The organism is Microthrixaceae bacterium (assembly GCA_016702505.1).
In the GTDB taxonomy this organism is placed as follows: Bacteria; Actinomycetota; Acidimicrobiia; order Acidimicrobiales; family Iamiaceae; genus Aquihabitans.
Genome location: JADJDU010000007.1, coordinates 106,677 through 130,375, shown reverse-complemented (window position 1 = coordinate 130,375; position 23,699 = coordinate 106,677). Strand labels below are relative to the sequence as shown.

Here is a 23,699-nt window from a genome sequence, read left to right as displayed (position 1 = left end):
GGTGACCGCTCCGTAGGGTGGCCCGGCTCGGTTTTCCGTGCTGCCTTCGAGGTAGGGGACCCATTGCTGATCCAACTGCTGCGCAGCCACCTCCGCCCGTACCGCAGGGAGCTGTGGGTGGTGGTGGCGCTGACCACCGTGCAGACCATCTGCACCCTGCTGTTGCCGACCCTCAACGCCGACATCATCGACAAGGGCGTGGTGCGGGGCGATTCGGCCTACATCTGGCGCACCGGAGGGGTGATGCTGGTCGTCACCGTCGTGCAGGTGATCTTCGCCGTTGCCGCGGTGCGGATGGGTGCCCGCGTGGCCATGTCTTTCGGACGTGATGTCCGCCGGGACTTGTTTCATCGGGTCACCGGCTTCTCGGCCCAAGACGTCGGAAAGTTCGGTGCGTCCTCGTTGATCACCCGTATCACCAACGACGTGACCCAGGTCCAGGTGCTGGTGATGATGGGCGTGACCATGCTGGTGGCCGCTCCCATCACCATGGCCGGCGGTGTGGTCATGGCGGTGCGCGAGGATGCCGGGCTTTCGCTGATGTTGTTGGTGGCAGTACCGGTGCTGGTCGGGTCGGTGGCGGTGGTGATCAGCCGGATGCTCCCGCTCTACCAACTGATGCAGGAGCGCATCGACCGCATCAACATGGTCCTGCGGGAACAGATCACCGGCATCCGGGTGGTGCGGGCCTTCGGCCGCGAAACCCACGAGAGCGGTCGGTTCGAGACCGTGAACCGGGACCTGACCGAGACGTCGCTGCGGGCCGGTCGGCTGATGGCGGTGATGTTCCCGTTGGTGGTGCTGGTCCTCAACGCGTCGAGCGTGGCCGCCATATGGCTGGGCGGTGACCGCATCGCATCCCAGGACATGAAGGTCGGTGCGCTCATCGCCTTCCTCAGCTACCTGATCCAGATCCTCATGGCGGTGATGATGGCCACGTTCGTGGTGGGCCAGGCCCCGCGTTCATCGGTCAGCGCCGAACGGATCGGTGAGGTGCTGGGAACCACGGCCTCGATCACCGCCCCGGCCCAGCCGGTGACAGCGTTGGCCGGGCCGGCATCGCTGGAGCTGCGCGACGTGGAGTTCCGCTACCCCGGGGCCGACGTGCCGGTGTTGAGCGACATCTCCTTCACCGCTCGGGCCGGTGAGACCTTGGCCATCATCGGCAGCACCGGGTCGGGCAAGTCCACCATCGTCAACCTGATCCCTCGGCTCTTCGACGTCACCGGCGGCTCAGTGGTGGTGAACGGCGTCGACGTGCGTGAGATCGAGCCCGAGGTTCTGTGGAGTCGGATCGGTCTGGTCCCCCAGAAGCCCTACCTGTTCTCGGGAACCGTGGCCCACAACCTGCGCCAGGCCGATCCCACCGCCAGCGAGGAAGAAGTGTGGGCGGCGTTGACGGTGGCTCAGGGTGCCGACTTCGTGGCCGCCATGCCCGGTGGCCTCGACGCCGCCATCGCCCAGGGGGGATCAAACGTGTCAGGGGGTCAGCGTCAACGTCTCGCCATCGCCCGAGCTTTGGTGCGCAAACCCGACATCTACCTGTTCGACGACTCGTTCTCGGCTCTGGACCTGGCCACCGACGCCAAGCTGCGGGCCGCCCTGGCCCCGGTGGTGGCCGAGGCCGTCACCGTGATCGTGGCCCAACGGGTTTCCACGATCATCCACGCCGATCAGATCCTGGTGGTGGAAGACGGCCAACAGGTCGGGTTGGGTACCCACCGCGAGTTGCTGGCCACCTGTCCCACCTACGCCGAGATCGTGGCGTCCCAGGACACGGCGGAGGAAGCGGCATGACCGACAAGCCCGCCGTGCGCCCGCCCGAAGAAGCTCGCCGCCCGGCCGGGCCCGCCTTCGGTTCGGCTGGTGTGCCGCTGGAACGGTCCAAGGACCTGAAGGGCTCCACCGCCCGGCTGGCCACGTTGATGAGGCCCGAGCGGGTCGGTGTGGGCGCGGTGGTGGTCCTCACCACCGTGAGCGTCGTGTTGTTGGTGTTGGCTCCCAACCGACTGGGTCAGGCCACCAACGTGATCGTCACGGGCCTGATGAGCGGCACGGGCATCGACTTCTCCAAGATGCACGGGATCCTGCTCGGGGTCCTGGCCATGTACGTCACGGCCACGGTGCTGTCCTACATCCAGGCGTGGGTGTTGGCCGGGGTGGTCCAACGGGCCATGTTCCGCCTCCGGGGCGACGTCGAGGACAAGCTCAACCGGATACCGCTGAGCTGGATCGACTCCCAACCCCGCGGCGACCTGTTGAGCCGGGTCACCAACGACATCGACAACCTGGCCCAGAGCCTCCAGCAGACCCTGAGCCAGATCCTGAACTCGTCGCTGACCATGGTCGGCGTGTTGATCATGATGGTCACCATCGATCCGCTGTTGGCGGTGGCCACGCTGATCACCGTGCCGCTGTCGATCTTCACCATGAAGGCCATCACCAAGCGGTCCAAGCTGCGGTTCGTGGAGCAGTGGAAGCACACCGGGGCCCTCAACGCCCAGGTCGAAGAGGTGTTCACCGGTCACTCGCTGGTGAAGGTGTTCGGCCGTCAAGACGACGTCGAAGCTCGGTTCAACGCCAAGAACGACGAGCTGTTCGGTGCCGCCTTCGGAGCCCAGTTCATCTCGGGGATCATCCAGCCGGCGATGATGTTCTTCGGCAACTTGAACTACGTGGCCATCGCCCTGCTCGGCGGCCTGCGCGTGTCATCGGGTCAGATGTCGATCGGTGACATCCAGGCCTTCATCCAGTACTCCCGGTCCTTCAGCCAGCCCCTCACCCACCTGGCGTCGATGATCAACGTGATGCAGTCGGGTATCGCCTCGGCCGAGCGGGTCTTCGAACTGCTCGACGCCCCCGAGGAACACGACGAGGCGGTGGTGGATCTCGGAGGCCGAGAGGTAGGCGGCCTGGTCGAGTTCCGTGACATCGCCTTCTCCTACGACCAGGCCAAGCCGTTGATCGAGGACCTCTCGCTGCGGGCCGAGCCCGGTCACACCGTGGCCATCGTCGGTCCCACCGGTGCCGGCAAGACCACCCTGGTCAACCTGTTGATGCGCTTCTACGACCTCGACGCCGGGGCCATAACCATCGACGGTGTGGACATCTCGCAGATGGCCCGTGCCGACCTCCGTTCCAGCATGGGGATGGTCCTCCAGGACACGTGGCTGTTCGGTGGAACCATTCGGGACAACATCGCCTACGGCAACCTCGATGCCACCGAGGACGAGGTGCTGGCCGCGGCACGAGCCGCCTACGTGGACCGCTTCGTCCACTCGCTGCCCGACGGCTACGACACCGTCATCGACGAGGAGGGCTCGTCGGTCAGCGCCGGAGAGAAGCAGCTCCTCACCATCGCCCGGGCGTTCCTGGCCAACCCGCGGATCTTGATCCTCGACGAGGCCACCAGTTCGGTGGATACCCGCACCGAGGTGTTGATCCAGCGGGCCATGGCGGCCTTGCGCAGCGACCGGACCAGCTTCGTGATCGCCCACCGGTTGTCCACCATTCGTGATGCCGACACGATCCTGGTGATGGAGGCTGGTCGAATCGTGGAGCAGGGCTCCCACGACGAACTGCTGGCCGCGGATGGCGCTTACGCCCGGTTGTACAACGCCCAGTTCGAAGCGCCGGCGGTGGAGTTGGACACCGACGTGGCCTGACGTCGGTCAGTACCGGTCGGGCACGAACCTCTGGCGCTTGTGGGGAGGGCGGTCGTGATCGTCGGCCTGTCTCTCCGGTAGCGACAAGGGCGCCGAGGTCACGTCCTCGTAGGGCACCTGGTCCAAAAGGTGACTGATGCAGTTGAGCCGTGCCCGGCGCTTGTCGTCGGCTTCGACCACCCACCACGGCGACAGGTCGCTGTCGGTGTGGTCGAACATGGTGTCCTTGGCCCGCGAGTAGTCGGCCCAGCGAGCGCGGGACTCGAGGTCCATGGGGCTCAGCTTCCACCGCTTGGCCGGGTTGTTGATCCGCTCCAGGAACCGTCGTTCCTGTTCTTCGTCGCTGACCGAGAACCAGTACTTGACCAGGATGATCCCCGATCGGATCAGCATCTGCTCGAACTCGGGGCACGAGCGTAGGAACTCCTGGTATTCGGCTTCGGTGCAAAACCCCATCACCCGTTCGACCCCGGCTCGGTTGTACCAACTGCGGTCGAACAGCACCACCTCTCCGGCGGCGGGTAGCTCGGCCACGTAGCGCTGGAAGTACCACTGCGACCGTTCTCGCTCGGTGGGGGTGCCGAGGGCCACGACCCTGACCACCCTGGGGTTGGTCCGGTGGGTGATCCGCTTGATGGCGCCTCCCTTGCCGGCAGCATCACGGCCCTCGAACAGGACGCAGACCCGGAGCCCTCGGCGCGAACCCACTCTTGGAGCTTCACCAGCTCCCGCTGGAGGCGGGTGAGCTCCTTGTCGTACCAGGCTGACTCGATCCAGCCCTTCTTGTCGAGCGGCGCGCCAGCGGACATGACTTGCTCCTATGTCGAGCGGAGACCGCGACGCTAGAGGACTCAGGACGGTTGGGCCTGCGCTCTCACCTCGTCCATGTCGAGGCCGCGGACCTGGGAGATCAGGTCTTCCAGCGCCGCCGCGGGCAGGGCTCCGGACTGACGAAACACCAAGATCCCGTCACGAAAGGCCATCAGGGTGGGGATGGATTGGATCGAAGCCATGCCCGCCAGTTCGGGCTCGGCTTCGGTATCGATCTTGGCGAAGGTGATGTCGGGGTGGTTGGTGGCCGATGCCTCGAACACGGGGGCGAACATGCGGCACGGCCCGCACCACTCGGCCCACCAGTCGATGAGCACTATGCCTTCGCCCTCGATGGCGTCCTGGAAGTTGGCGGCGGTCAGTTCCACGGTCATATCTGCTCCTCGAGTGGACGTGAGAGCCAGGGTATCGATACCCCATGGGGTACACAACCCGTTGCTGTGCCCACGTTCGGGGCTTCTACCGTCAGGACGGGCAGGTGGAGGGGGGTACCGGCTTTCCCTCGAAACGGTCGGTCAGCCACGTGAGGGCATCGAGGTAGGCAGGCGGGGCCGCACCGGTGTGAGAGCCCTCGGCCACCACCCGTCGTTCCACGGCCTGACCGGTGGCACACATGCGGCTGAGGAGGATGGCGCTGAGGGTGGCCGGCACCACCTGGTCTACCTCTGAGTGGATGATGAGGACCGGGTCGTCGGTGACCACCGAACCCGGGTTGTTGTCGGCGGCCAGCTTCTTCCACTCGGGTGTGGCGGGCCCGTCCGCCTTGATGAGCGGGCCGTCCTCGTTGGCAGAGAACGAACCCATCACATCGCTCACGCACCCCGTGTCCACATTGTCCAGGGCGTCGATGCCGGCCGGGGTGAGCAGCGTGGACAGGTCGGCATCGGGATAGGACTGCTTTATCCCCGCCATCATCATGAAGGCGAAGCCCGACAGGGCCGGGATGTTGGGTGCCGCCGACAGGATCACGTCCAGCTCCGTGGCCGGAGCACCGGCGAAGGTGCCGACCACATCGAGGTCGGGTGCCCACTCGGGGGCCACCTCGTTGGCCCACAGGGCACCGTGTCCGCCCTGGGAGTAGCCGGCGATGGCGAGCTGGGATCCGGCGTCGGCACCAGGCAGAGCGCGGGCGGCCACGATGGCGTCGATCACGCTGCGACCTTCGCTGGGACCGACAAGGTACGGGTGGCGACCGGGGGTGCCGAGTCCCTCGTAGTCCGACATCGCCACCAGCCATCCGTTCTCGATGGGGCCGCCCATCAACAACAGTTCGGACCCGGGGTCCTTGGACGGAGCGCACTCATCGGCGATGCCGGTGGTGCCGTGGGCGATGGTCAACATCGGCCGCCCGTCACCGGTGGCCGGTACCTCCGGGACCAGGGCGGTTCCCGAGACGGCGATCGGGTCGCCAGCCAAGGACTTCGACAGGTAGAGGATTCGGAACGTGGTGGCCCCTTCGACCACCGACGGGCTCACCTCCTGGTAGCGCAGGAGCGTTCCGTGGGGAGAGGTGGGGAGGGGGTCGGGCACGGCGTAGAAGTCCCCGTCGCTGAACTCGACGGGGCCGGTCTCTGGCGGAGTCGTGGTGGGCTCGGTCGTCGTCACCTTTGAGTCGCCAGTCGGTGAGGCGGTCTTGGTGCTGTCATCGCTGCACCCGGCTAGGACCGGCGCGCTGACCAAGGCGGCGGTCAGAGCGATGCTGATGATCGACGGTCGGCCTTGGCGTGATCTCCGGTGCATGGAGGCTCCTGTTGGTCACCGTGCCAACTTCGTGCAGGCACCGTGCAGAAACCTAGCGGCCCTCGGGTGCACCTAACCCAGCGCCACCAACTCGTCGAAGGACTCTCGCAGGCAACGCAGCAAGAGTTCGGGATCGGGAACCGCGTCCCTGTCCGTGTTCAGGCCGATGTGGCAGGTGTCGCCATAGGACATGAGGGCCACGTTGGCGGCAGTGCCGAGGGTGGGGGCAAACGGGTAGAACGCTTCCAGGCGGGCTCCCGACACGTAGACGTGGTCGGTGAAGCCCGGGACGTTGGTGGCCACCACGTCCACGTGCTTGAGCATGGCCCCCACGAACCCGACCGGCAACATGTTGAGCGCGGCAGCGACCTGGTTGCTGAACTGGAGCGAAGGCTCGCGACGTTCGGCCCGGCACGCCGCTCCGATCTGGCGCATCCGGTGCTCGGGGTCGGCGCCGCACACGGGAAGGTCGAAGCGGACCAGGGAGATGTGGTTGCCGCCAGGGCCGTCGTCGTCCAACCTCAGACTCACCGGCATGGTGAAGCGCAACGTGTTGGTCAGTACGAGGTGACGGTCGTGGTAGAGGCGGAACCCTCCGGCCACGCCAGCCATGAAGGCATCGTTGAGGCTCCCGTCCACGCGGGCCGCGGCCGCTCGCAACGGGTGCAGCGGGACGTCGAGGTGGTGGAAGTTGCGATCCAAGCCCCGTCTGGTCATCAACGACGATCGGGTGGCGACGACGGGACGCACCAGGCGGTAGAGGGAACCGGCGGTGCGAGCAACCTCCTGGGCGGTGCCGATGGGGTTGGTGATCGACGAGGCGATGGTGGCCGGAGCGTGCAACGCCACCATCTTCCCGGCATCGGCGATGCGGGCCAGGTCGTGACCGACCGCCTCGGCTAGATCGGCCATGCCTCCGTGGCGTCCCGGCAGCGGTGCGGGCGGCAGGTCCATCTCGACGGGGGTGCGATCGAGGTCGACAACGTGGCCGGCGATCTGGATTCCCCCGATGCCATCGGTGAGGGCGTGATGCACCTTTAGCACCAGCGCGGTTCGACCCCCGGCTAGCCCGTCGAGCAGGGTTATCTCCCACGGCGGGTGGTCGAGGTCGAAGGCCACCTCCTCGATGTTGTGGATCAGTGACAGCACCTGGGCTAGGTCGCTGCCTTCGTCCATCTTCACCCGATTCAGGTGGCGGTCGAGATCGAAGTCCGGGTCGGTGATCCAGCGGGGAGACGCCAGGTTGAACGGAGATGGGGCGATTCGCTGACGGAACGAGGGGACCAGGCGGGTGGCCCGGTCGACCCTGCGGCGGAGGTGGTCCCAGTCCGGTGACCGATCCAGCACCGCGATGGCCACGATGGTGGAGCGCAACACCCGGTCTCGCTCCATACGGAAAGCGAAGGCGTCGGCGTCGCTCACATGGGGCTCGGCCGCAACCCGAGGCGGGGAGGGAGTCATTCCTTCGATGGTGGTCCACATTCGGTTCTGGGCCTAGGGACCTTGTGCTCGTTGGTGCGGCCCCTGGGTCGATGCCGCGCATCGGGGTCATCTCTAGAAGTGATCGGGACCTTGTGCTCTATTTCTCCAGCCGTTACGGAATAAATCTGGTCACCGGAGGAACCGGACAGATCAAGGAGGATCGCCAATGTCCACCGACACCCTTTCCAATGCGCCCACTTCGGCGCCACCACCCACCAGCAGTCCCCAAGACAAGCGAGACAACTGGGTGGTGGTGGCAGTGGCCATCGCCGCCTTCAGCATGGTCGCGGCCATCGTGGCCGTCGGCATCGGCATCTCCAAGTCCGGTGACGGCGGTGGTGGCGGCGGTGGGGCGTCCAGCGGCCCCGTCACCATCGACGTCGAACTGGGCGACCTCTACATCAAGCCCGGCAAGATCGAGGTACCGGCCGGTGCCGAGATCACCTTCAAGGTGACCAACAAGGGCGCCATGCCCCACGACTTCACCGTGAACGGAGAGATCGGCACCAAGATGCTCGACCCCGGTGCCAGCGAGACCATCGTGGTCCCAGGGCTCCAGGCCGACACCCTGGCTTGGTGCACGGTCGCCGGTCACCGTGATGCCGGCATGGAAGCCGCTATCACCGTCACCGGCGGCTCCGGAGGTGGAGGTGGCGGCGGCACCGCAGGTAGCGCCGAAGAGGCCGCGGCCACCGGCGCCGAGATCGACTTCGCCGCAACCCCAGCCGCCGACTGGAAGCCGTTCGACAACAAGCTCCAGCCCGCCCCCGGAGGCACCGAGCACAAGATCGAGATGTCGGCCGAGGAGACGGTCTTGGAGGTCGCCCCTGGCGTCACCCAGGAGATGTGGACCTTCAACAAGCAGTTCCCCGGACCCGTGCTGCGAGGCAAGGTGGGTGACATCTTCACCATCACCCTCACCAACAACGGCAAGATGGGTCACTCGGTCGACTTCCACGCATCGAAGGTGGCCTGGAACGACGAGATGCGCACCATCGAGCCGGGCGAGAGCCTGGTGTACCAGTACGAGGCCAAGCACGCCGGCATGTGGATGTACCACTGCGGGACGTCACCGGCCCTGCACCACATCGGCAACGGCATGTTCGGCGGGATCATCATCGATCCGCCCAACCTGCCCCCCGTCGACGCCGAGTACATCTTCGTCCAGTCAGAGCTCTACACCGGCCCCATGGACGGGCCTGGAGACCTGAAGAAGATGCAGAACGAGGCCTGGGACGCCGTGGTCTTCAACGGCTACGTGAACCAGTACGCCACCGCCGAGTCCTACATCCGGGTCGAGCCCGGCCAGCGGATCCGGGCTTGGGTCCTCGACGCCGGTCCCAGTGAGAACAGCGCCTTCCACATCGTGGGAACCATCTTCGACACGGTGTTCAAGGAGGGCACGCTCCTGCTGAGTCCCGACGGCCGCCAGGGCGGAGCGCAGGCCCTGGACCTGCAACCGTCACAGGGTGGGTACGTGGAGTTCACCTTCGACGAGGCTGGCCTGTACCTGATCGTCACCCACAAGTTCGCCAACGTCGGCAAGGGTGCCCTGGGCATCTTCCAGGCCGGTGACGTGGAGGCCACCGGGGGCGGTCACTGAGTTCGGTTTCTCCCACTGACTCACCTCCCCCAAGCGGAGGGCCGGCCTTCGGGCCGGCCCTCCGCCGCGTTCGGGGAGCCGCCCCTACGCTGCGATCATGACCGAACCGGTGCGCAGTTCCAGTGGTGAGCCATGGTGGAAGTCGACCGTCATCTACCAGATCTACCCACGATCCTTCGCCGACTCCAACGGCGACGGCCTGGGTGACCTCCAAGGTGTGATCGACCACCTCGACCACATCGTCGACCTGGGGGTGGGCACCATCTGGCTGAGCCCGTTCTTCTCCAGTCCCCAAGAGGACTACGGCTACGACATCTCCGACTACTGCGATGTCGCCCCCGAGTACGGCACCCTCGACACCGCCCAGCGCCTCATCGACGAAGCCCACGAGCGAGGCCTGCGGGTCATGCTCGACCTGGTCATCAACCACACGTCGGACCAACACCCGTGGTTCGCCCAGAGCCGGGCCAGCCGCTCCAACGACAAGTCGGACTGGTACATCTGGCGTGACGGTCGCGGAAAGGGTGGGCGCAAACCGCCCAACAACTGGCGCTCGGTGATGGAGGTCAAGACGGCGTGGCAGTGGGGCCCCGATCGTCAGCAGTGGTACCTGGCCACCTTCTTGCCGTTCCAGCCCGACCTGAACCTGCGCAACCCTGAGGTCAAGGAGGCGGCATTCGACGCCGTGCGATTCTGGCTGGGAAGAGGGGTCGACGGCTTCCGGCTCGACATCTTCGGCTATGTCATGAAGGACCGCCACTTCCGGGACAACCCGTTCAAGCCGGTGGTCGACGGCAACCAGACCCGGCTGTGGCAGCGCCCGTTCACCGAGAACACCGAGGACAACTTCGGCTTCGCCCGCGAGCTGAGGGCCGTGGTCGACGAGTTCGCCGACGGCGATGGCGTCGAACGGGTGCTGCTCGGTGAGGTGTTCGGAACCCCCGACACGCTGCGCCGGTACCTGGGCGATGGTGACGGCCTCCACCTGGTGTTCCTGTTCGACTTCTTGGCCTACAGCTACGACGCCGACTTCTTCCGGTCCCGTATCGAGGCCTACGAGAAGGAGTTCCCGCCGCCGCTCCAACCCACCTACGTCCTGGAGAACCACGACCGCAGCCGCTTGATCGACCGGGTCGGAGGAGACGAGGCCAAGGCCCGCACCCTCGCTGTGTTGTTGTGCACGCTGCGAGGTGTGCCCACCATCTACCAGGGCCAGGAGATCGCCATGGCCAACACGCCGATGCGGCTACGAGAGGCTCGGGATCCCATCGCCCGGTCGTTCTTCTGGTGGGTTCCCGAAGCCGTTCTCCAACGGTTGCCCGAACGGCTCAACCGCGACGAGGTCCGCACCCCCATGCAGTGGAGCGGTGAGGCCAACGCTGGCTTCACCACCGCCGAGGCCGTGCCGTGGCTGCCGGTGCACCCGGGCTATCGGGCCAGCAACGTGGCCGCCCAGGACGAGGTCGAGGGGTCGATGCTGGAGCTCTACCGGGCTCTGTTGGCGTTGCGCGCCGAACGCCCGAGCCTGCACGCTGGAACCCTGTCGCTGCGGCATGCGGACCCGGCGTGGCCCGACGTTTTGGTCTACGAGCGAAACGACGAGCTCGAGGTGACGGTGGTGGCCATCAACTTCGGGGCCGTGGCCGCAACGGTGCCGATCCCGGTGGGGAGCCAGGTGCTGTGTGCCACCGACCCAGCCGTGGTGGTGTCGGCTGGGAGCGTTCACATCCCTGGCCATTGTGCCGTGGTCCTGGATCCGAAACAGTCGTGAGGGAGACGGAGGTGGAAGATGACTGACATCGAGGTCGTCGATCCGAGCACCGAGGAGCCCTTTGCGTCCGTGGTCGACGTGGAGGTGGCGGGCGCTTCTGCCGCAGTCGACTCCGCCGCCGCAGCCTTTCCCGAATGGAGCGACACCGCTCCTCGGGTTCGTTCCACAGTTTTGCGCCGGGCCTTCGAGTTGATGGTCGAGCGCAGCGACGAGCTGGCCGAGACCATCGTCCGGGAGAACGGCAAACCCATCGCCGAGGCTCGGGGTGAGGTGGCCTACGCCGCTGAGTTCTTCCGCTGGTTCTCCGAGGAAGCGGTTCGTCTCCACGGTTCGGTCGTACGGGCCCCGGGCGGCGGTGGCCACCAGGTGGTCATGCTGCAACCGGTGGGGGTCAGCTACCTGATCACCCCGTGGAACTTCCCGGCCGCCATGCTCACCCGGAAGGTGGGGCCGGCCCTGGCCGCCGGCTGCACGGTGGTGGCCAAGCCTGCCGCTCAGACGCCGTTGACCGCGGTGGCGTTGGAGGCCATTCTGCACCAGGCTCTCGACGAGGTCGGTGCCCCCTCGGGCGTGGTCAACCTGATCCCCACCGTCGATGCCCGGGGTGTCACCGCCGCGGTGCTGGGCGATCCAAGAGTGCGCAAGCTCTCCTTCACCGGCTCGACCGAGGTGGGCCGGGTGTTGTTGGCCCAGGCAGCCCAGAGGGTGGTGAACTGCTCGATGGAGCTGGGAGGTAACGCGCCGTTCTTGGTCTTCGCCGATGCCGACTTGGACCTGGCCGTCGAGGGGGCGATGGTGGCCAAGCTTCGTCACAACGGCGAGACCTGCACGGCCGCCAACCGGTTCCTGGTGGAAGCCCCGGTGGCCGGCGAGTTCGCCCGTCGCCTGGCGGTGGCCATGGGCTCGTTGCCCGTGGGGCCGGGTCTGGATCCGGCCACCCGTCTCGGCCCGCTGATCGACGAGGCCGGCCGAGCCAAGGTGGAACGCCTGGTGCAAGCCGGTGTCGATGGCGGGGCCCGGGTGCTCACCGGCGGCGGTAGACCGGCTCACCTTCGACGCGGGTGGTACCACGAGGCCACGGTGCTGTCGGAGGTGCCGGCGGATTCGCCTCTGCTGTCTGAAGAGGTGTTCGGTCCGGTGGCATCGATCAGCCCGTTCGAACCGGGTGAGGATGTGGTGGCCCGAGCCAACGGCGTGGAGCACGGTCTCATTGCCTACGTCTTCACCGGCGACCTCGGGCGGGGGATGGCGGTGGCCGAACAACTCGAGGCCGGCATGGTCGGGATCAACAAGGGCGTGGTGTCGGATCCTGCTGCTCCTTTCGGTGGGGTCAAGCAGTCCGGGCTCGGCCGTGAAGGTGGCCATGAGGGGCTGTTGGCCTACACGGAGACCAAGTACGTCGCCGTCGACTGGGGCTGACACCCCAGTGTGACGTCAGTCATATGGGCTGGTGACAGACGGCCCCCGGCGTTTTCCGGTCTGCTTGTATCGTCGTTCACATGAATGCGGGACGATCGCTACGTCGGCTGGGTTTGATGGTTGCGGTTCTGGTCGCCTCGGTTGTGCTCATCTCCTGTGGGGACGACGGGAGCGGCGATGGTTCCCTATCCCTGGCCGGAGTAGTTCGCACTCCGGCATTGGATGTCTCGACCGTGACGTTGCCCAACGCCTCCGATCCGGCCACGCCGGTCACCATGAAGGCCGATGCGGGCGGGTTGATGCTGGTGTATTTCGGCTACACCTCCTGCCCCGACATCTGCCCCACCACCATGAGCGACATGAGCGTCGCCATGGGTGACCTGAGCGATGAACGAGCTGAGCGCGTCTCCGTCGCCATGGTCACCGTCGATCCCGACCGCGACAGTGGCGAGGTGCTCGACGCCTACCTCGGGCACTTCTTCGAGCGGACCGTGAGCCTCCGCACCGAGGATCCCGCCGAGCTTCTGGACGCCACGAACGCCTTCGGGGTGCAGTTCGAGGTGGCCGACCACCAAGCAGGTGACGACGCCTACGAGGTGTCGCACACCGCGGTCACCTACGTGGTCGACGACACCGGGACGGTGGTCGTCGAGTGGCCCTTCGGGTTCGAGAGCGCCGACATGACCGCTGATCTGAACGCCATCTTCGACCGGGCCGACGCGGCCTGACCAAGACCTCCCCAAATAAGCATCAACCAGGAGAGACACCCATGAACGTCAAGTCCCGCATCACCACCGGTTCCGCCGCAGTTCTGCTGGGGGCCGGTCTCCTGCTCGCTGGCTGTGGCAGCGACGACAACGCCTCCGACGACACGACCACCACCGTGGCCGAGGCCACCACCACCACCACCACCGAAGCGGCCACCACCACCGCTCCGGCCGGTGAGTTGACCATCGACGGGGCCTGGGCCCGGACATCGCCATCGGCTACCACCAAGGGCGCGATCTACCTCCAGATCAACAACGGCACTGACACCGATGATGCGTTGCTCGATGCATCGGTAGACGCCGCGGTGGCCGGCAAGGTCGAGATCCACGAGACCAAGATGGCCGGGGGTGACACCACGGGCGGCGGCATGATGGAGATGGCCGAGGTCGACGAGATCCCGGTACCGGCCGGTGAGACCGTCAGCCTCGAACCGGGTGGCTTCCACATCATGCTGATGGATCTGGTCGCACCGTTGGAGACAGGGTCGACCATCGAGGTGACCCTCACCTTCGAGAACGCCGGCGAGGTCGTGGTGGAGGCCGAGGTCCGTGACACCGCACCCTGAGACCAGGTCGTCGCGTCGGTGGCTGGTCGCCGCGGTCATCGTGACCGTGGTGGCCGCCGTCGGCGTGGTGGTGGGCATCACCATGATCCAGGGCGGCGAACGTGAACCCCAGACCATCGAGATCGTGGTTCCCAAGGGCACCAACGATCGGCTCAAGGCCCGGGAGAAGGTGGCGGTGATGCCGTCCCGATTGGAGTTCACCGTGGGCGACTACATCCGGATCCGCAACGAGGACGTGGTCCGCCATTCGGTCGGTCCGTACCTGGTCGACGCCGGTGAGGAGTTGTTCCTCCGCTACGGCAAGGCCGGTACCTACGAGGGCTATTGCCCGGTGACCGAGGACCAGCGCTACCTGATCGTGGTGAAGGACCCATGAGTGCCTCGACTCGGCCCAAGGCCTCGACTTTCAGCGCCGTGGTGGTCGTGGTCGTTTCGCTACTGGGCATGTCGCTTCTGGCTGCATGTGGCGGCGGGGGTGGTGGTACCGACTACGCGGTGGCCGACCTGAGAACCGGAGAGCCGGTGTCGGTCGCCGATCTGGCTGGCGAACCGGTCCTGCTGGTGAGTTGGGCCACGTGGTGTCGTGAGTGCGACGAGGAGTTGGCCGGGCTTCAGGAGTTCGCCGAGTCGGATTCCGCCGACGGGATCCGGATCGTGGCGGTCAACCTCGACGCCGCCGACGTGGAAGACGAGATCGACGCCAAGATCGCCAAGCACGGCCTCGAAGTCGAGCTGTGGCGAGACCGGCGCAACGAGTTCAAGCGCACGTTCAGCGCCCTGGGAGTCCCGACCACGGTGTTGTTGGACCCCGAGGGAGAGGTGGTCGGCACCTTCCCGGGTGCTATCGACTTCGATGACGAAGAAGTTTTGGCCGCGCTCGACGAGGTGCGAGCCTGATGCTGTTGTCCGTAGCGGCAGATCGGGTGCAGGACGGCTCCCTCTTGGTGGCCGCGGCCATCGCCTTCGCCGCCGGCGTGGTTTCGTTCCTGTCGCCGTGCGTGCTCCCGTTGGTGCCGGCATACCTCTCCTATACAACGGGGATGTCGGCGGCCGAGATGTGTGGCAGCGCTGAGGCCCCTCGTACCGGTGACGCGATTCGTCGGGTCCTGCTCGGCACGTTGGGCTTCGTGGCCGGTACCGCGTTGGTGTTCGTGTCCTTCGGTGCGCTGTTCGGGAGCTTCGGCGATGCCATGGCCCGTCACGCCGTCGGGCTCAGCCAGATCTTCGGCGTGGTTACGATCATCTTGGGGTTGCTGCTGGCCGGCGTGCTCAGCCGGGTGTCGTTCCTCAACCGCGACGTCCGCATCCACAAGTTGCCGGGTAAGGGCCTGTGGGCCGCGCCGCTGCTCGGGGTCACCTTCGCGCTGGGTTGGACCCCGTGCATCGGACCGACCCTCGGCGTGGTGTTGGGACTGGCCGCTTCGAGTGATCAGGCCTCGGCGGCCCGGGGTGCCGCGTTGTCGTCCATCTACTGCTTGGGTCTGGGCCTGCCGCTGCTCATCACCGGCCTCGCCTTCGACCGGGCCATGTCGGCCTTTGCCGTGGTGAAGCGTCACTACCAGGGGATCATGCAGGTGAGCGGCGGGATGCTGGTGGTGCTCGGGGTCCTCCAGGTGACCGGGGTGTGGGCCCAGTGGATGGGTGAGCTCCAGACCCGATTCGGCGGGGCGTCCCTTCCTCTCTGACCAGCCGGCCCGACCGCCGGGGGCGCGTTATCGGTACGTAGAACGCGCGGTGTCGGGTCGGTATGGTCGCATTGGGAGCGGGGGAGGAGTCGAAACGTCATGACAACCAGCAGAACCTCTGACGGGCGAGTCAGGGAGAGTCATCGCCAGACCCGAACCACCTTGCGATTGTCTCTGGCCTTCCTGGTGGTGGCGGCGGCCGCGGCAGCGTCAGGTCAGGAACGGTGGATGCCCCTTCACTTGGTGCTGGCCGGCGGGGTGGGCCAAGCCATCAGCGGGGTCACGTTGATGCTGACAGTGACCTGGTCGGCAGCACCGGCCCCAGCGGGGTGGGCGGTCATGGCGCAACGGTCTCTGTTGGTGGTCGGGGCGGTCGGAGTGGTGGCCGGCCGAGAGCTGGAGCTGGCCACGGCTATCACGGCTGGAGCCGGGGTGGCCTACCTGGTCGGGCTGGCGCTGCTCGCCTACCTGTTGGTGTCGACGGTAGCCCTCGGGTCAGAGCGCCGCTTCGATGTGGCCGTAGGCGGATACGTGGCCGCGCTGGTGCTGGCGGTGGCCGCCATCGGGGTCGGGGTGTACATGGTGAGCGACGGGGCCCGTCCCGAGTTGCGGGCCGCCCATGCCACGCTCAACTTGTTGGGGTTCGTGGGACTGGTGATCCTCACCACCCTCCCGTTCTTCGGTTCGACGGTGGGACGGAGCCGCATGAGCCACCGGGTCACCTCGGCCCGGCTCGGTTCGGTCCTGGGCTTCCAGGTGGTGGCGGTGGTGGTCGCGGCGGCGGGGATAGTTCTCGAACGGACGATGATCCTGTTCGTGGCCCTCGGTGCGTACGGCTATGGGATCCTGATGCTGCTGGCGTTCATGCCGGTCGTGACCAGGCGCCAGTTCGATTGGGCCGGACCTCGGATCCTGGCCCTGTGGATCGGTCCGCTGTGGATGTCGACCGCGGTGCTGGCCACCGCCTATGAGGCAGAGCGCTACGACCGGCTGCCATTCACCGGCAACTGGTTGCTGGTGCTGGTGGTGGGAGGCTTCATCCAGATCGTGTGGGGAGCCTTGGCCTACCTGTTGCCCATGCTGCGCGGTGGTGGTCATCAGAAGTTGAGCGAGGGGTTTGCCGCCACTCGATCCTGGCTCGGTCTGGGCGCGGTCAATGTGGCGGCGCTGGGCTTGGTGTTCGAGATCCACGAGGTGGCGGCGGTGGCATTGGCCCTGCTGTTGGCCGATTCGGCGTGGCGCACGGCCCGCGTGGGCTTGAAGCGCCTCGAACGCCCCCGCGACCCGCACCTACTTGACCAGGCGGTCAAGAGCTAATAGCAATCCACCTGCACCGCAGGGGTGGTGTGCTGTCACGCAGGGGAGCTATCCGATGACCATCACCGATCCGTCCACGGTCGAGCCATCCAACACCGACGACGTCGTGGACGAGCTCCGCGCCTTCCTGGAGGACAACTGGGACCCGGCGCTGACCGTGCGGGAGTGGTGGAGCCGCCTGGGGTTGGCGGGTTGGTCGGCCCCGGGACTTCCGGTCAACGCCTACGGGCGCGGCCTGGCCCGTAACGACGCCGTGCGGGTGCAGTCCGAGATCGGTGCCTTCGGGGCTTTGAGCGCCCCCGGTGGCCTTGGCCTCCTCCTGGCAGCGCCCACCATCGCCACCCACGGCAGCCAGGAACAGATCGATACCTACGTGCGGGCCATCGTCACCGGCGAGGCGGCGTGGTGTCAGCTCTTCAGCGAGCCGGGAGCCGGGTCGGACCTGGCCGGGCTCACGTGCCGAGCCGACCGCGACGGCGATGAGTGGATCGTCAACGGCCAGAAGGTGTGGACCTCGCTCGGGCACGTGGCCGACATGGGGATGCTCATCGCCCGGAGCGATGTCGAGGTGCCCAAGCACCAGGGCATCACCTGGTTCTCCATCGACATGCACCAGCCCGGAATCGAGGTCCGGCCCCTCGTCGAGATGACCGGTCATGCCATGTTCAACGAGGTGTTCCTGACCGATGCCCGGGTCCCCGACTCCGCCATCATCGGTGGGCGCAACAACGGGTGGGCCGTCACCAACACCACCCTCATGCACGAGCGGTCCGGACTCGGTGCCGGGGGCGGGTCGGCGGCCGGGGGGATGGCCATGCCCGGCACCGTCGCCGGGCACCTCGACCGCCCGTGCTCTGACTTCGTGGCGGCACCGGTGCCCTCCGGCAAGGGGACCTCCAAGGCCGGTCCTCGCCGGGCCGCACCTGGGCTGGCCGGCGGGGCGAAGCTCCTCATGGACCTGGCCCGAGGCAACGGCACCAACACCGACCCGACCATCCGACAGGACCTGGTCCGGTTGCACACCCTGGGTGAGATCGCCCGCTTCAGCAACCTGCGGGCCAAGGCGGCCAAGAAAGCCGGTGTCGACCTGCCCGGCATGGCCAACCTCGCCAAGCTGTCCATGAGCGACATGACCAGGCTCAGCCGCGATCTGTCTCTGCGGATCGTGGGCCCGTCGGGAATGCTTCACAGCTACAAGGGTGGCGCTGAGGCCGCGGCCATCACCGAGGCCACCGGGAACCCGTTCCTGCCCATGGTCACCGGCATGGCTCTGTGGGCCCAGGCCCCGCCCATCTACGGCGGCACCGATCAGATCCAGCGCAACATCATCTCCGAACGGGTTCTGGGGCTGCCCAAGGAGCCCGGCAACGAGAAGACGGCCCCGTTCAAAGACCTGCCTCGCAACCAGTAGCGCTCAGCGGTCGGTCCGAGCTCACTCAGCAAGGTCGAGCAGGCCACGGATGTCATCGGCGCTGAGCGGTCCCGACAGGGCCCCGTCCTCGCCGTCAAGTACACGGGAGAACAGGTCGGACTTGCGGGCCTTTAGCTCCATCACCTTCTCCTCGATGGTCCCGCTGGACACGTAGCGGTACACCACCACCGGGTTGGTCTGGCCCATGCGGTGAGCTCGGTCTACGGCTTGGGTCTCTACCGCGGGGTTCCACCACGGGTCGAGCACGAAGCAGTAGTCCGCCTCGGTGAGGTTCAGCCCGAATCCGCCGGCTTTGAGGCTGATGACGAACACGGGCACATCGCCGTCTTTGAACGCGGCGATGGCCTCGGCTCGCTTGCGGGTACGCCCGTCCAGGTAGCTGTGGTCGATGGCTGCTTCGTCCAGACGGGACCGAACTCGGGCCAAGAAGCCGGTGAACTGGCTGAACACCAGTGCCTTGTGGCCCTCGGCAACCACCTGGGTGAGGTCGTCGATGAGCCGGTCGAGCTTGGCTGATCCGACGGAGTCGTGGCTGTCGTCTACCAGGGCCGGATCCAAGGCGAGTTGGCGCAGCAGAGTAAGAGAGGTGAGGATCTCGAAACGGTTTCGCTGCACGTCGTCGACCAGGCCCAGCACCTTCTTGCGGACGCGCTGGAGCTGGGCCTGGTAAAGGCGTGCGTGGCGAGGGTTGAGTTCGACCTCGATGGTCTGTTCGATCTTGGGGGGAAGCTCGGCCAGCACCTGGTCCTTGGTGCGGCGCCGCATCAGCGGGGCGATGCGTTGGCGCAGGGTGGCCAGGTGTTCTGCTCCTCGCCCGGCTTCGATCGGAATCCGGTACACGTCGGAGAAGCGCTTGGGATCGGGATAGAGCCCGGGTGCGGTGATCGACAGGAGCGACCACAGGTCCATGAGGCTGTTCTCCAATGGCGTACCGGTGATGGCGATCTTGGTGTTGGCATCCAGCCGGCGCACGCACTGGTAGATCTTGGATGTTCGGTTCTTGACGAACTGTGCCTCGTCCATCAACAACATTTCCCAGGCGAAGTCCTGGTACTGGTCGAACTCCATTCGGAACAACGCGTAGGAGGTGACCACCAGTTGGGCCTCACCCACCGCTTCGTCCAGGGTGGTCCCCCGGCGTTTCTCTGTCTCGGTGATGGTGACCACGCGTAGTTCGGGAGCGAAGTGGCGGGCTTCCCGGTGCCAGTTCTCGACCACGCTGGTGGGGGCGATCACCAGGAACCGGGCCGCACCGTTGGCCTCCAACGCGTGGAGGCAGAGGGCCAGGATCTGGACCGTCTTCCCCAGGCCCATGTCGTCGGCGAGGATTCCGCCCAGACGGTTGCGGTGTAGGAACGCCAACCAGTCGAGACCGTCGCGCTGGTAGTGGCGCAGCTCGGCTTGAAGTCCGGTGGGCACCGAAACGGGCTCAGGTGCCGACAGGGCTCGCATCCGGGCCACGTTTGATTCCCACCGGGCCGATTGGGTCTCCACCACCCCGAACTTCGTGAGCTCATCCCACCAACTGATCTGGAACGGGTTGAGCCGTGCCACTTCGGAGCCGGTGGGGTCAGCCAAGCCCCGAGCTTCCAACAGCAGCTCGCGGAGCTTGGCGAGTTCGGGTCGGTCGAGGCGCAGCCAGCTCCCGCTGGTAAGGAACAGCACCTCCTGCTCTTGAACCAAGGCGGCAAACAGTGACGCAAAATCGACCGCCTCTCCGTCGACGCTTACCTCGATCTGCAGGTCGAACCAGTCCGTGCCGTCCAATGCCGGCCCACCCGGTGGGTTCATGGGCTCGGACACCGACAGTGAGAACAACGGGTCGGCGGTGGCTTCGCTCGGTCGTGGCAACCCGCCGACGACCTCGACGGCCACGGATCCGCGGCTTTCCAACCACGGCACCACCAGGTCGAACACGGCGACGGTGTCGAGTCCCTGCACCGCGATGTCGGCTGGCCGGCCCCGATGGTCCACCAGGTCCTGGCGCAGGTAGGGGTCCAGCGGGGCCGGAAGCGTGACTGGGAGGTCGAGTTGTTTGACGGCCAGGTCCTCGGCGGCCAGGTCTCGGGAGGGGGTGGCGAAACGGTTGGGGGAGTTCAGCGGAAGGTCGGAGACTCGGTCGCCGCGGCGGTAGCGCGCCCTCCAGATCAGGAGCGTGGTGTCTGGGTCTGTCCTTTCGACGATCAACACCAAGCGATCAAAGGTCGGGCCCGCCGTCGCGACCGAACCGTCCGAGGAACCGATCGCGACTTGGCGGGCCAGCACCGGCCGGTACACGTCCAAGAACTCGTCGGACTCTTGGGCGGGCACTACCAGGGGTGGCCCGCCGAACAGGCGGGTGAGATCGGTGTGTAACGGTGCGTCGAGTGGGATGAGCCTGAGGCACTGACCCTCCAGCATGGCCAATCCGTGAGCTGGATTGCCCAGGAACTGGAACCCGCCCGGCGTCAGCTCGACCCGCTCGCCGTCGACGCTCAGGTGGGCTGCCACATCGAGCGACCCGGGCTGGAACTGGTTGGCGACCACGTCCAGGTGCGCGGTGGCAGCGGTGGCCGACAGCGCAGCGCCAGCCGGAAATGCATCGGACTCCAAGAACACGATCCCGGTATCGACGGCTTGACGCAGGTGGAACCACAACGTCGGCCCAAAGCGTTCGAGCGGCACCGGGCCGGGCTCGCTGTAGTAGGTCATTTGGGCGCTGGCGGCCATGGCACCCAGGACCGAGGCCTGATCTGAATTCAGGCGTGGAGTGGATCTGTAGCTTCGGAACACTGCGTACTGGCTCAGGTCGCGCCATGTCGCTCCGGTCTTGACCCACTTGTCGTTCCTGCCGAGGCGCACGGGCCGCACCAACAACATGGGTCCCGTCGTCTGGCCGTGGCGTGCATGGGCGACGGTCAAGACGATCTCCAAGCCGAGGCGAGACTCGTCACCATCGGGAGCGGTGGTGTTGACCAGCCCTGACAGCGCCTGGCGCCAGGTCGAGGCCACCGGAGAGGGCGGGGATTGGCGTTGAGCGGTGAGGATCAGGGCGACCGCGTGCTTGCAGCGATAGCCGACCGGGCAGGAGCATTCGGCCTTCACATCGATTCGGTGACCGACACGCGCCCAGCTCACCGTGGAGTGGTACTGCTCGTAGTTGGACCCTTGGACCACGCCGGTCAGGTATCCGGGTTGGTTCTGGACGACGGTGGCCCGGCTCCGGCTGGCGTAGTTGGTTCCGCGCTGAAAGGTGCGGTCGCCGAACTCGTCCTTGAGGCACTGCGCCAACTCGGAGATGTGAGGGAGGGTCGACATTGGCGGATCAAACGCGGACGTGCCTAGGGCAACGGAAGCCTCGATCCTATTTGCTCGAGCTCCAAGAGGATTTCCTTACGGTTCAGGCCGCCGCCGTAGCCGGTGAGTGAGCCGTCGGCCCCGATTACCCGGTGGCACGGGACGATGATGCTCACCGGGTTGCGGCCGTTGGCCAAGCCCACCGCCCGGGAGGCTCCCGGTTTGCCGAGGTTGCGCGCCATCTCTCCGTAGCTGCGGGTCTGGCCATAGGGGATGGTCAACAACTCGGCCCACACCCGCTTCTGGAACTCGGTCCCCTCGAGGTCGAGCTCGATGTCGAACTCGGTCAGCTCACCGACGAAGTAGGCCTCGAGCTGGGCGATCACGTCTCCGAACCCGGCGGGGTCCTCGATCCAGTCGGCCTGGTCGGCGGGCGGGTGGGCCTGGTCCTGCATGCAGATGTGGGTCAACGCCCGATCGGTGCCGGCCACCGTCAGCGGTCCGATCGGGCTGTGGATCACCCGGAAACGGATCTGGCGAGGTGGAGAAGTAGGTCTGTTGGGTGTCACGGTCGATGGCTCCAGAGGTGGGTGACGGCGTAGGAGCGCCAGGGGCGCCAGGTTTCGGCGTGGGCGGTGAGGGGACCGGCCTTGGTGGGGAGGCCGAGGCAGGCAGCGGTGCGGGTGACCCCGAGGTCGGTGGCGGGAAAGGCATCGGGGTCTCCGAGGCCTCGTAGCGCCACCATCTCACAGGTCCAGGGCCCGATCCCGGCGATCGAGGCGAGCTGATGACGGGAGCGGGCCGGGTCCGATCCGGGGTCGAGGTCGACCTTGCCCTGAGCCAAGGATCGGGCCAAGTCGACCACGGCCCGGGCCCGGGAGCGAGGCATGGCCAACGTGGTGGGATCGAGCTCGGCGAGGACTTCACTGGTGGGGAACAGGTGGGTCAACGAACCGTCGTGATCGGCTATCGAAGAGGCGATGGGGGTGCCGTGGGTCTCGGTCAGGCGTCGGCTGTGGGTGGCGGCCGCTCCGAGGGAGACCTGTTGGCCGATGACCACGCGAATGGCGAGCTCGTGGGGGTCGACGGTGCCGGGGAGGCGTTGGCCGGGTCGGTCGTTCACCACGGTGGTCAAGGCCGGATCTTCGCTGAGGTGGGCGGTGACGGCCTCGGGGTCGGCGTCGAGGTCCAGCAACCGCCGACAACGCGCGATGGCGGTGGTCAGATCCCGGTTGTCGTGGAGGTGGACCTTCAGGGAGACATGACCGCCACCGGGTCGCAACGCCACCAGACCCGGACCATGGGGCAAACGAAGCGTTCGACGGAAGGCGCCCTCGCGCAGCTCCTCCAGCCCCGGCACGGCGTTGGCCGCCAGGTGGTCGAACACCCCGGCGGGGTCGAAAGGTTCCCGGTAGGGGAGGCGAAGCTGGATCTCCCCCACCGTGGGGATGGCGTCGGCCTGAATGGGCCGTCGTCGCATCTCGGTCGGGGTGACGGCGAACACGGACTGCACGGTGTCGTTGAACTGGCGGATACTGGAGAATCCGGCCCCGAACGCGACCTCGCCGAACGGCATGGTGGTGGTCTCGATGAGAACCCGGGCCGTCTGGCTCCGCTGGGCCCGGGCAATCGCCAGCGGACCTGCACCGAGTTCGGACACGAGCAACCGTTCCAGTTGACGCTGGCTGTAGCCCAGCCTCATCGCCAGATCTGGTACCCCGCCCCTGTCGACCACCCCGTCCGCGATCAGTCTCATGGCGCGGGCGACGACATCCTGGCGGGCGTTCCATTCCGGGGAACCAGGTGACGCGTCGGGTCTACAACGCTTGCAGGCCCGGTACCCGGCTCTCTGCGCCGCGGCAGCGGTGGGGAAGAACGTCAGGTTGGTTGGTTTGGGGGTACGGGCCGGACAACTGGGACGGCAGTAGATGCCGGTGGTGTTCACCGCGGTCACGAACCACCCGTCGAAGCGGGCGTCACGGGACTGCACCGCCCGATAGCAACGCTCGAAGTCGTGGAACACCATCCCAGTGTCCCCTGCCCCTCACTCGATAGCTAGCGGAATTCCGACATCCCAGTCTCATACGGCTCTGGGGCAAGATCCCGGGTCGGCTCTGGGGCAAGAACCGGGTGCTCCGCAACCAG

The 23,699-nt window shown here is 66.6% G+C and carries 18 protein-coding genes and 1 pseudogene; 12 read left to right on the top strand and 7 right to left on the bottom strand.

Features of this window, described 5'->3' with window-relative positions; translation table 11 throughout:
• The first annotated feature begins 63 nt into the window (after positions 1-63).
• Both IPG97_07880 and IPG97_07875 read left to right on the top strand, forming a co-directional pair.
• Positions 64-1,797 carry an ABC transporter ATP-binding protein gene (locus IPG97_07880; protein ID MBK6856451.1) on the top strand — a complete coding sequence of 578 codons (1,734 nt, stop codon included), beginning with the start codon at positions 64-66 and terminating at the stop codon, positions 1,795-1,797.
• A complete protein-coding gene (locus IPG97_07875; protein ID MBK6856450.1) occupies positions 1,794-3,665 on the top strand; it encodes an ABC transporter ATP-binding protein in 1,872 nt (623 codons plus the stop codon). The genes IPG97_07880 and IPG97_07875 overlap by 4 nt, the downstream gene beginning before the upstream one ends.
• 6 nt (positions 3,666-3,671) lie before the next feature.
• Here IPG97_07875 and ppk2 read toward each other — a convergent pair.
• The 4 genes and pseudogenes from ppk2 to IPG97_07855 form a co-directional block, all read right to left on the bottom strand.
• Positions 3,672-4,474: pseudogene (gene ppk2 / locus IPG97_07870) on the bottom strand (polyphosphate kinase 2).
• 42 nt (positions 4,475-4,516) lie between these two features.
• On the bottom strand, positions 4,517-4,870 hold the full coding sequence (gene trxA / locus IPG97_07865) for a thioredoxin (GenBank protein MBK6856449.1): 354 nt from the start codon (positions 4,868-4,870) through the stop codon (positions 4,517-4,519).
• A gap of 91 nt (positions 4,871-4,961) precedes the next feature.
• Positions 4,962-6,236, bottom strand: coding sequence for a hypothetical protein (locus tag IPG97_07860; protein MBK6856448.1), 1,275 nt, complete (start codon positions 6,234-6,236; stop codon positions 4,962-4,964).
• Positions 6,237-6,308: 72 nt separating this feature from the next.
• On the bottom strand, positions 6,309-7,697 hold the full coding sequence (locus IPG97_07855) for a wax ester/triacylglycerol synthase family O-acyltransferase (protein ID MBK6856447.1): 1,389 nt from the start codon (positions 7,695-7,697) through the stop codon (positions 6,309-6,311).
• A 187-nt stretch (positions 7,698-7,884) separates the two neighbouring features.
• Between IPG97_07855 and IPG97_07850 the strand changes: the two genes are divergently transcribed.
• From IPG97_07850 to IPG97_07805, 10 genes are all read left to right on the top strand, one after another.
• On the top strand, positions 7,885-9,321 hold the full coding sequence (locus IPG97_07850) for a multicopper oxidase domain-containing protein (GenBank protein MBK6856446.1): 1,437 nt from the start codon (positions 7,885-7,887) through the stop codon (positions 9,319-9,321).
• Between the two features lie 97 nt (positions 9,322-9,418).
• Positions 9,419-11,092 (top strand): alpha-glucosidase, encoded by a 1,674-nt coding sequence (locus tag IPG97_07845; GenBank protein ID MBK6856445.1) that lies wholly within the window; start codon positions 9,419-9,421, stop codon positions 11,090-11,092.
• Positions 11,093-11,110: 18 nt separating this feature from the next.
• Positions 11,111-12,511, top strand: coding sequence for an NAD-dependent succinate-semialdehyde dehydrogenase (locus IPG97_07840; GenBank protein MBK6856444.1), 1,401 nt, complete (start codon positions 11,111-11,113; stop codon positions 12,509-12,511).
• Between the two features lie 80 nt (positions 12,512-12,591).
• Positions 12,592-13,239: an SCO family protein gene (locus IPG97_07835; protein MBK6856443.1), complete on the top strand. Its 648-nt coding sequence runs from the start codon at positions 12,592-12,594 to the stop codon at positions 13,237-13,239.
• A gap of 41 nt (positions 13,240-13,280) precedes the next feature.
• A complete protein-coding gene (locus IPG97_07830) occupies positions 13,281-13,844 on the top strand; it encodes a copper chaperone PCu(A)C (protein ID MBK6856442.1) in 564 nt (187 codons plus the stop codon).
• A complete protein-coding gene (locus IPG97_07825) occupies positions 13,828-14,220 on the top strand; it encodes a hypothetical protein (protein MBK6856441.1) in 393 nt (130 codons plus the stop codon). Before IPG97_07830 ends, IPG97_07825 begins: the two co-directional genes overlap by 17 nt.
• On the top strand, positions 14,217-14,741 hold the full coding sequence (locus IPG97_07820; GenBank protein ID MBK6856440.1) for a TlpA family protein disulfide reductase: 525 nt from the start codon (positions 14,217-14,219) through the stop codon (positions 14,739-14,741). The genes IPG97_07825 and IPG97_07820 overlap by 4 nt, the downstream gene beginning before the upstream one ends.
• Positions 14,741-15,529 (top strand): cytochrome c biogenesis protein CcdA, encoded by a 789-nt coding sequence (locus IPG97_07815; protein MBK6856439.1) that lies wholly within the window; start codon positions 14,741-14,743, stop codon positions 15,527-15,529. The genes IPG97_07820 and IPG97_07815 overlap by 1 nt, the downstream gene beginning before the upstream one ends.
• A gap of 99 nt (positions 15,530-15,628) precedes the next feature.
• Entirely contained in the window at positions 15,629-16,846 is a 1,218-nt protein-coding gene (locus tag IPG97_07810) for a hypothetical protein (GenBank protein ID MBK6856438.1), read from the top strand.
• A gap of 55 nt (positions 16,847-16,901) precedes the next feature.
• Positions 16,902-18,257, top strand: coding sequence for an acyl-CoA dehydrogenase family protein (locus IPG97_07805; protein ID MBK6856437.1), 1,356 nt, complete (start codon positions 16,902-16,904; stop codon positions 18,255-18,257).
• Positions 18,258-18,278: 21 nt separating this feature from the next.
• Here IPG97_07805 and IPG97_07800 read toward each other — a convergent pair whose 3' ends face one another.
• Genes IPG97_07800 through IPG97_07790 form a run of 3 tightly spaced genes read right to left on the bottom strand, consistent with a single transcriptional unit; the run spans position 18,279 to position 23,577 of the window.
• A complete protein-coding gene (locus IPG97_07800; protein ID MBK6856436.1) occupies positions 18,279-21,575 on the bottom strand; it encodes a DEAD/DEAH box helicase in 3,297 nt (1,098 codons plus the stop codon).
• Between the two features lie 23 nt (positions 21,576-21,598).
• Complete coding sequence (locus IPG97_07795) at positions 21,599-22,087, bottom strand: methylated-DNA--[protein]-cysteine S-methyltransferase (GenBank protein ID MBK6856435.1); 489 nt, start codon at positions 22,085-22,087, stop codon at positions 21,599-21,601.
• A gap of 32 nt (positions 22,088-22,119) precedes the next feature.
• Positions 22,120-23,577, bottom strand: coding sequence for a DNA-3-methyladenine glycosylase 2 family protein (locus tag IPG97_07790; protein ID MBK6856434.1), 1,458 nt, complete (start codon positions 23,575-23,577; stop codon positions 22,120-22,122).
• Positions 23,578-23,699: the final 122 nt, after the last annotated feature.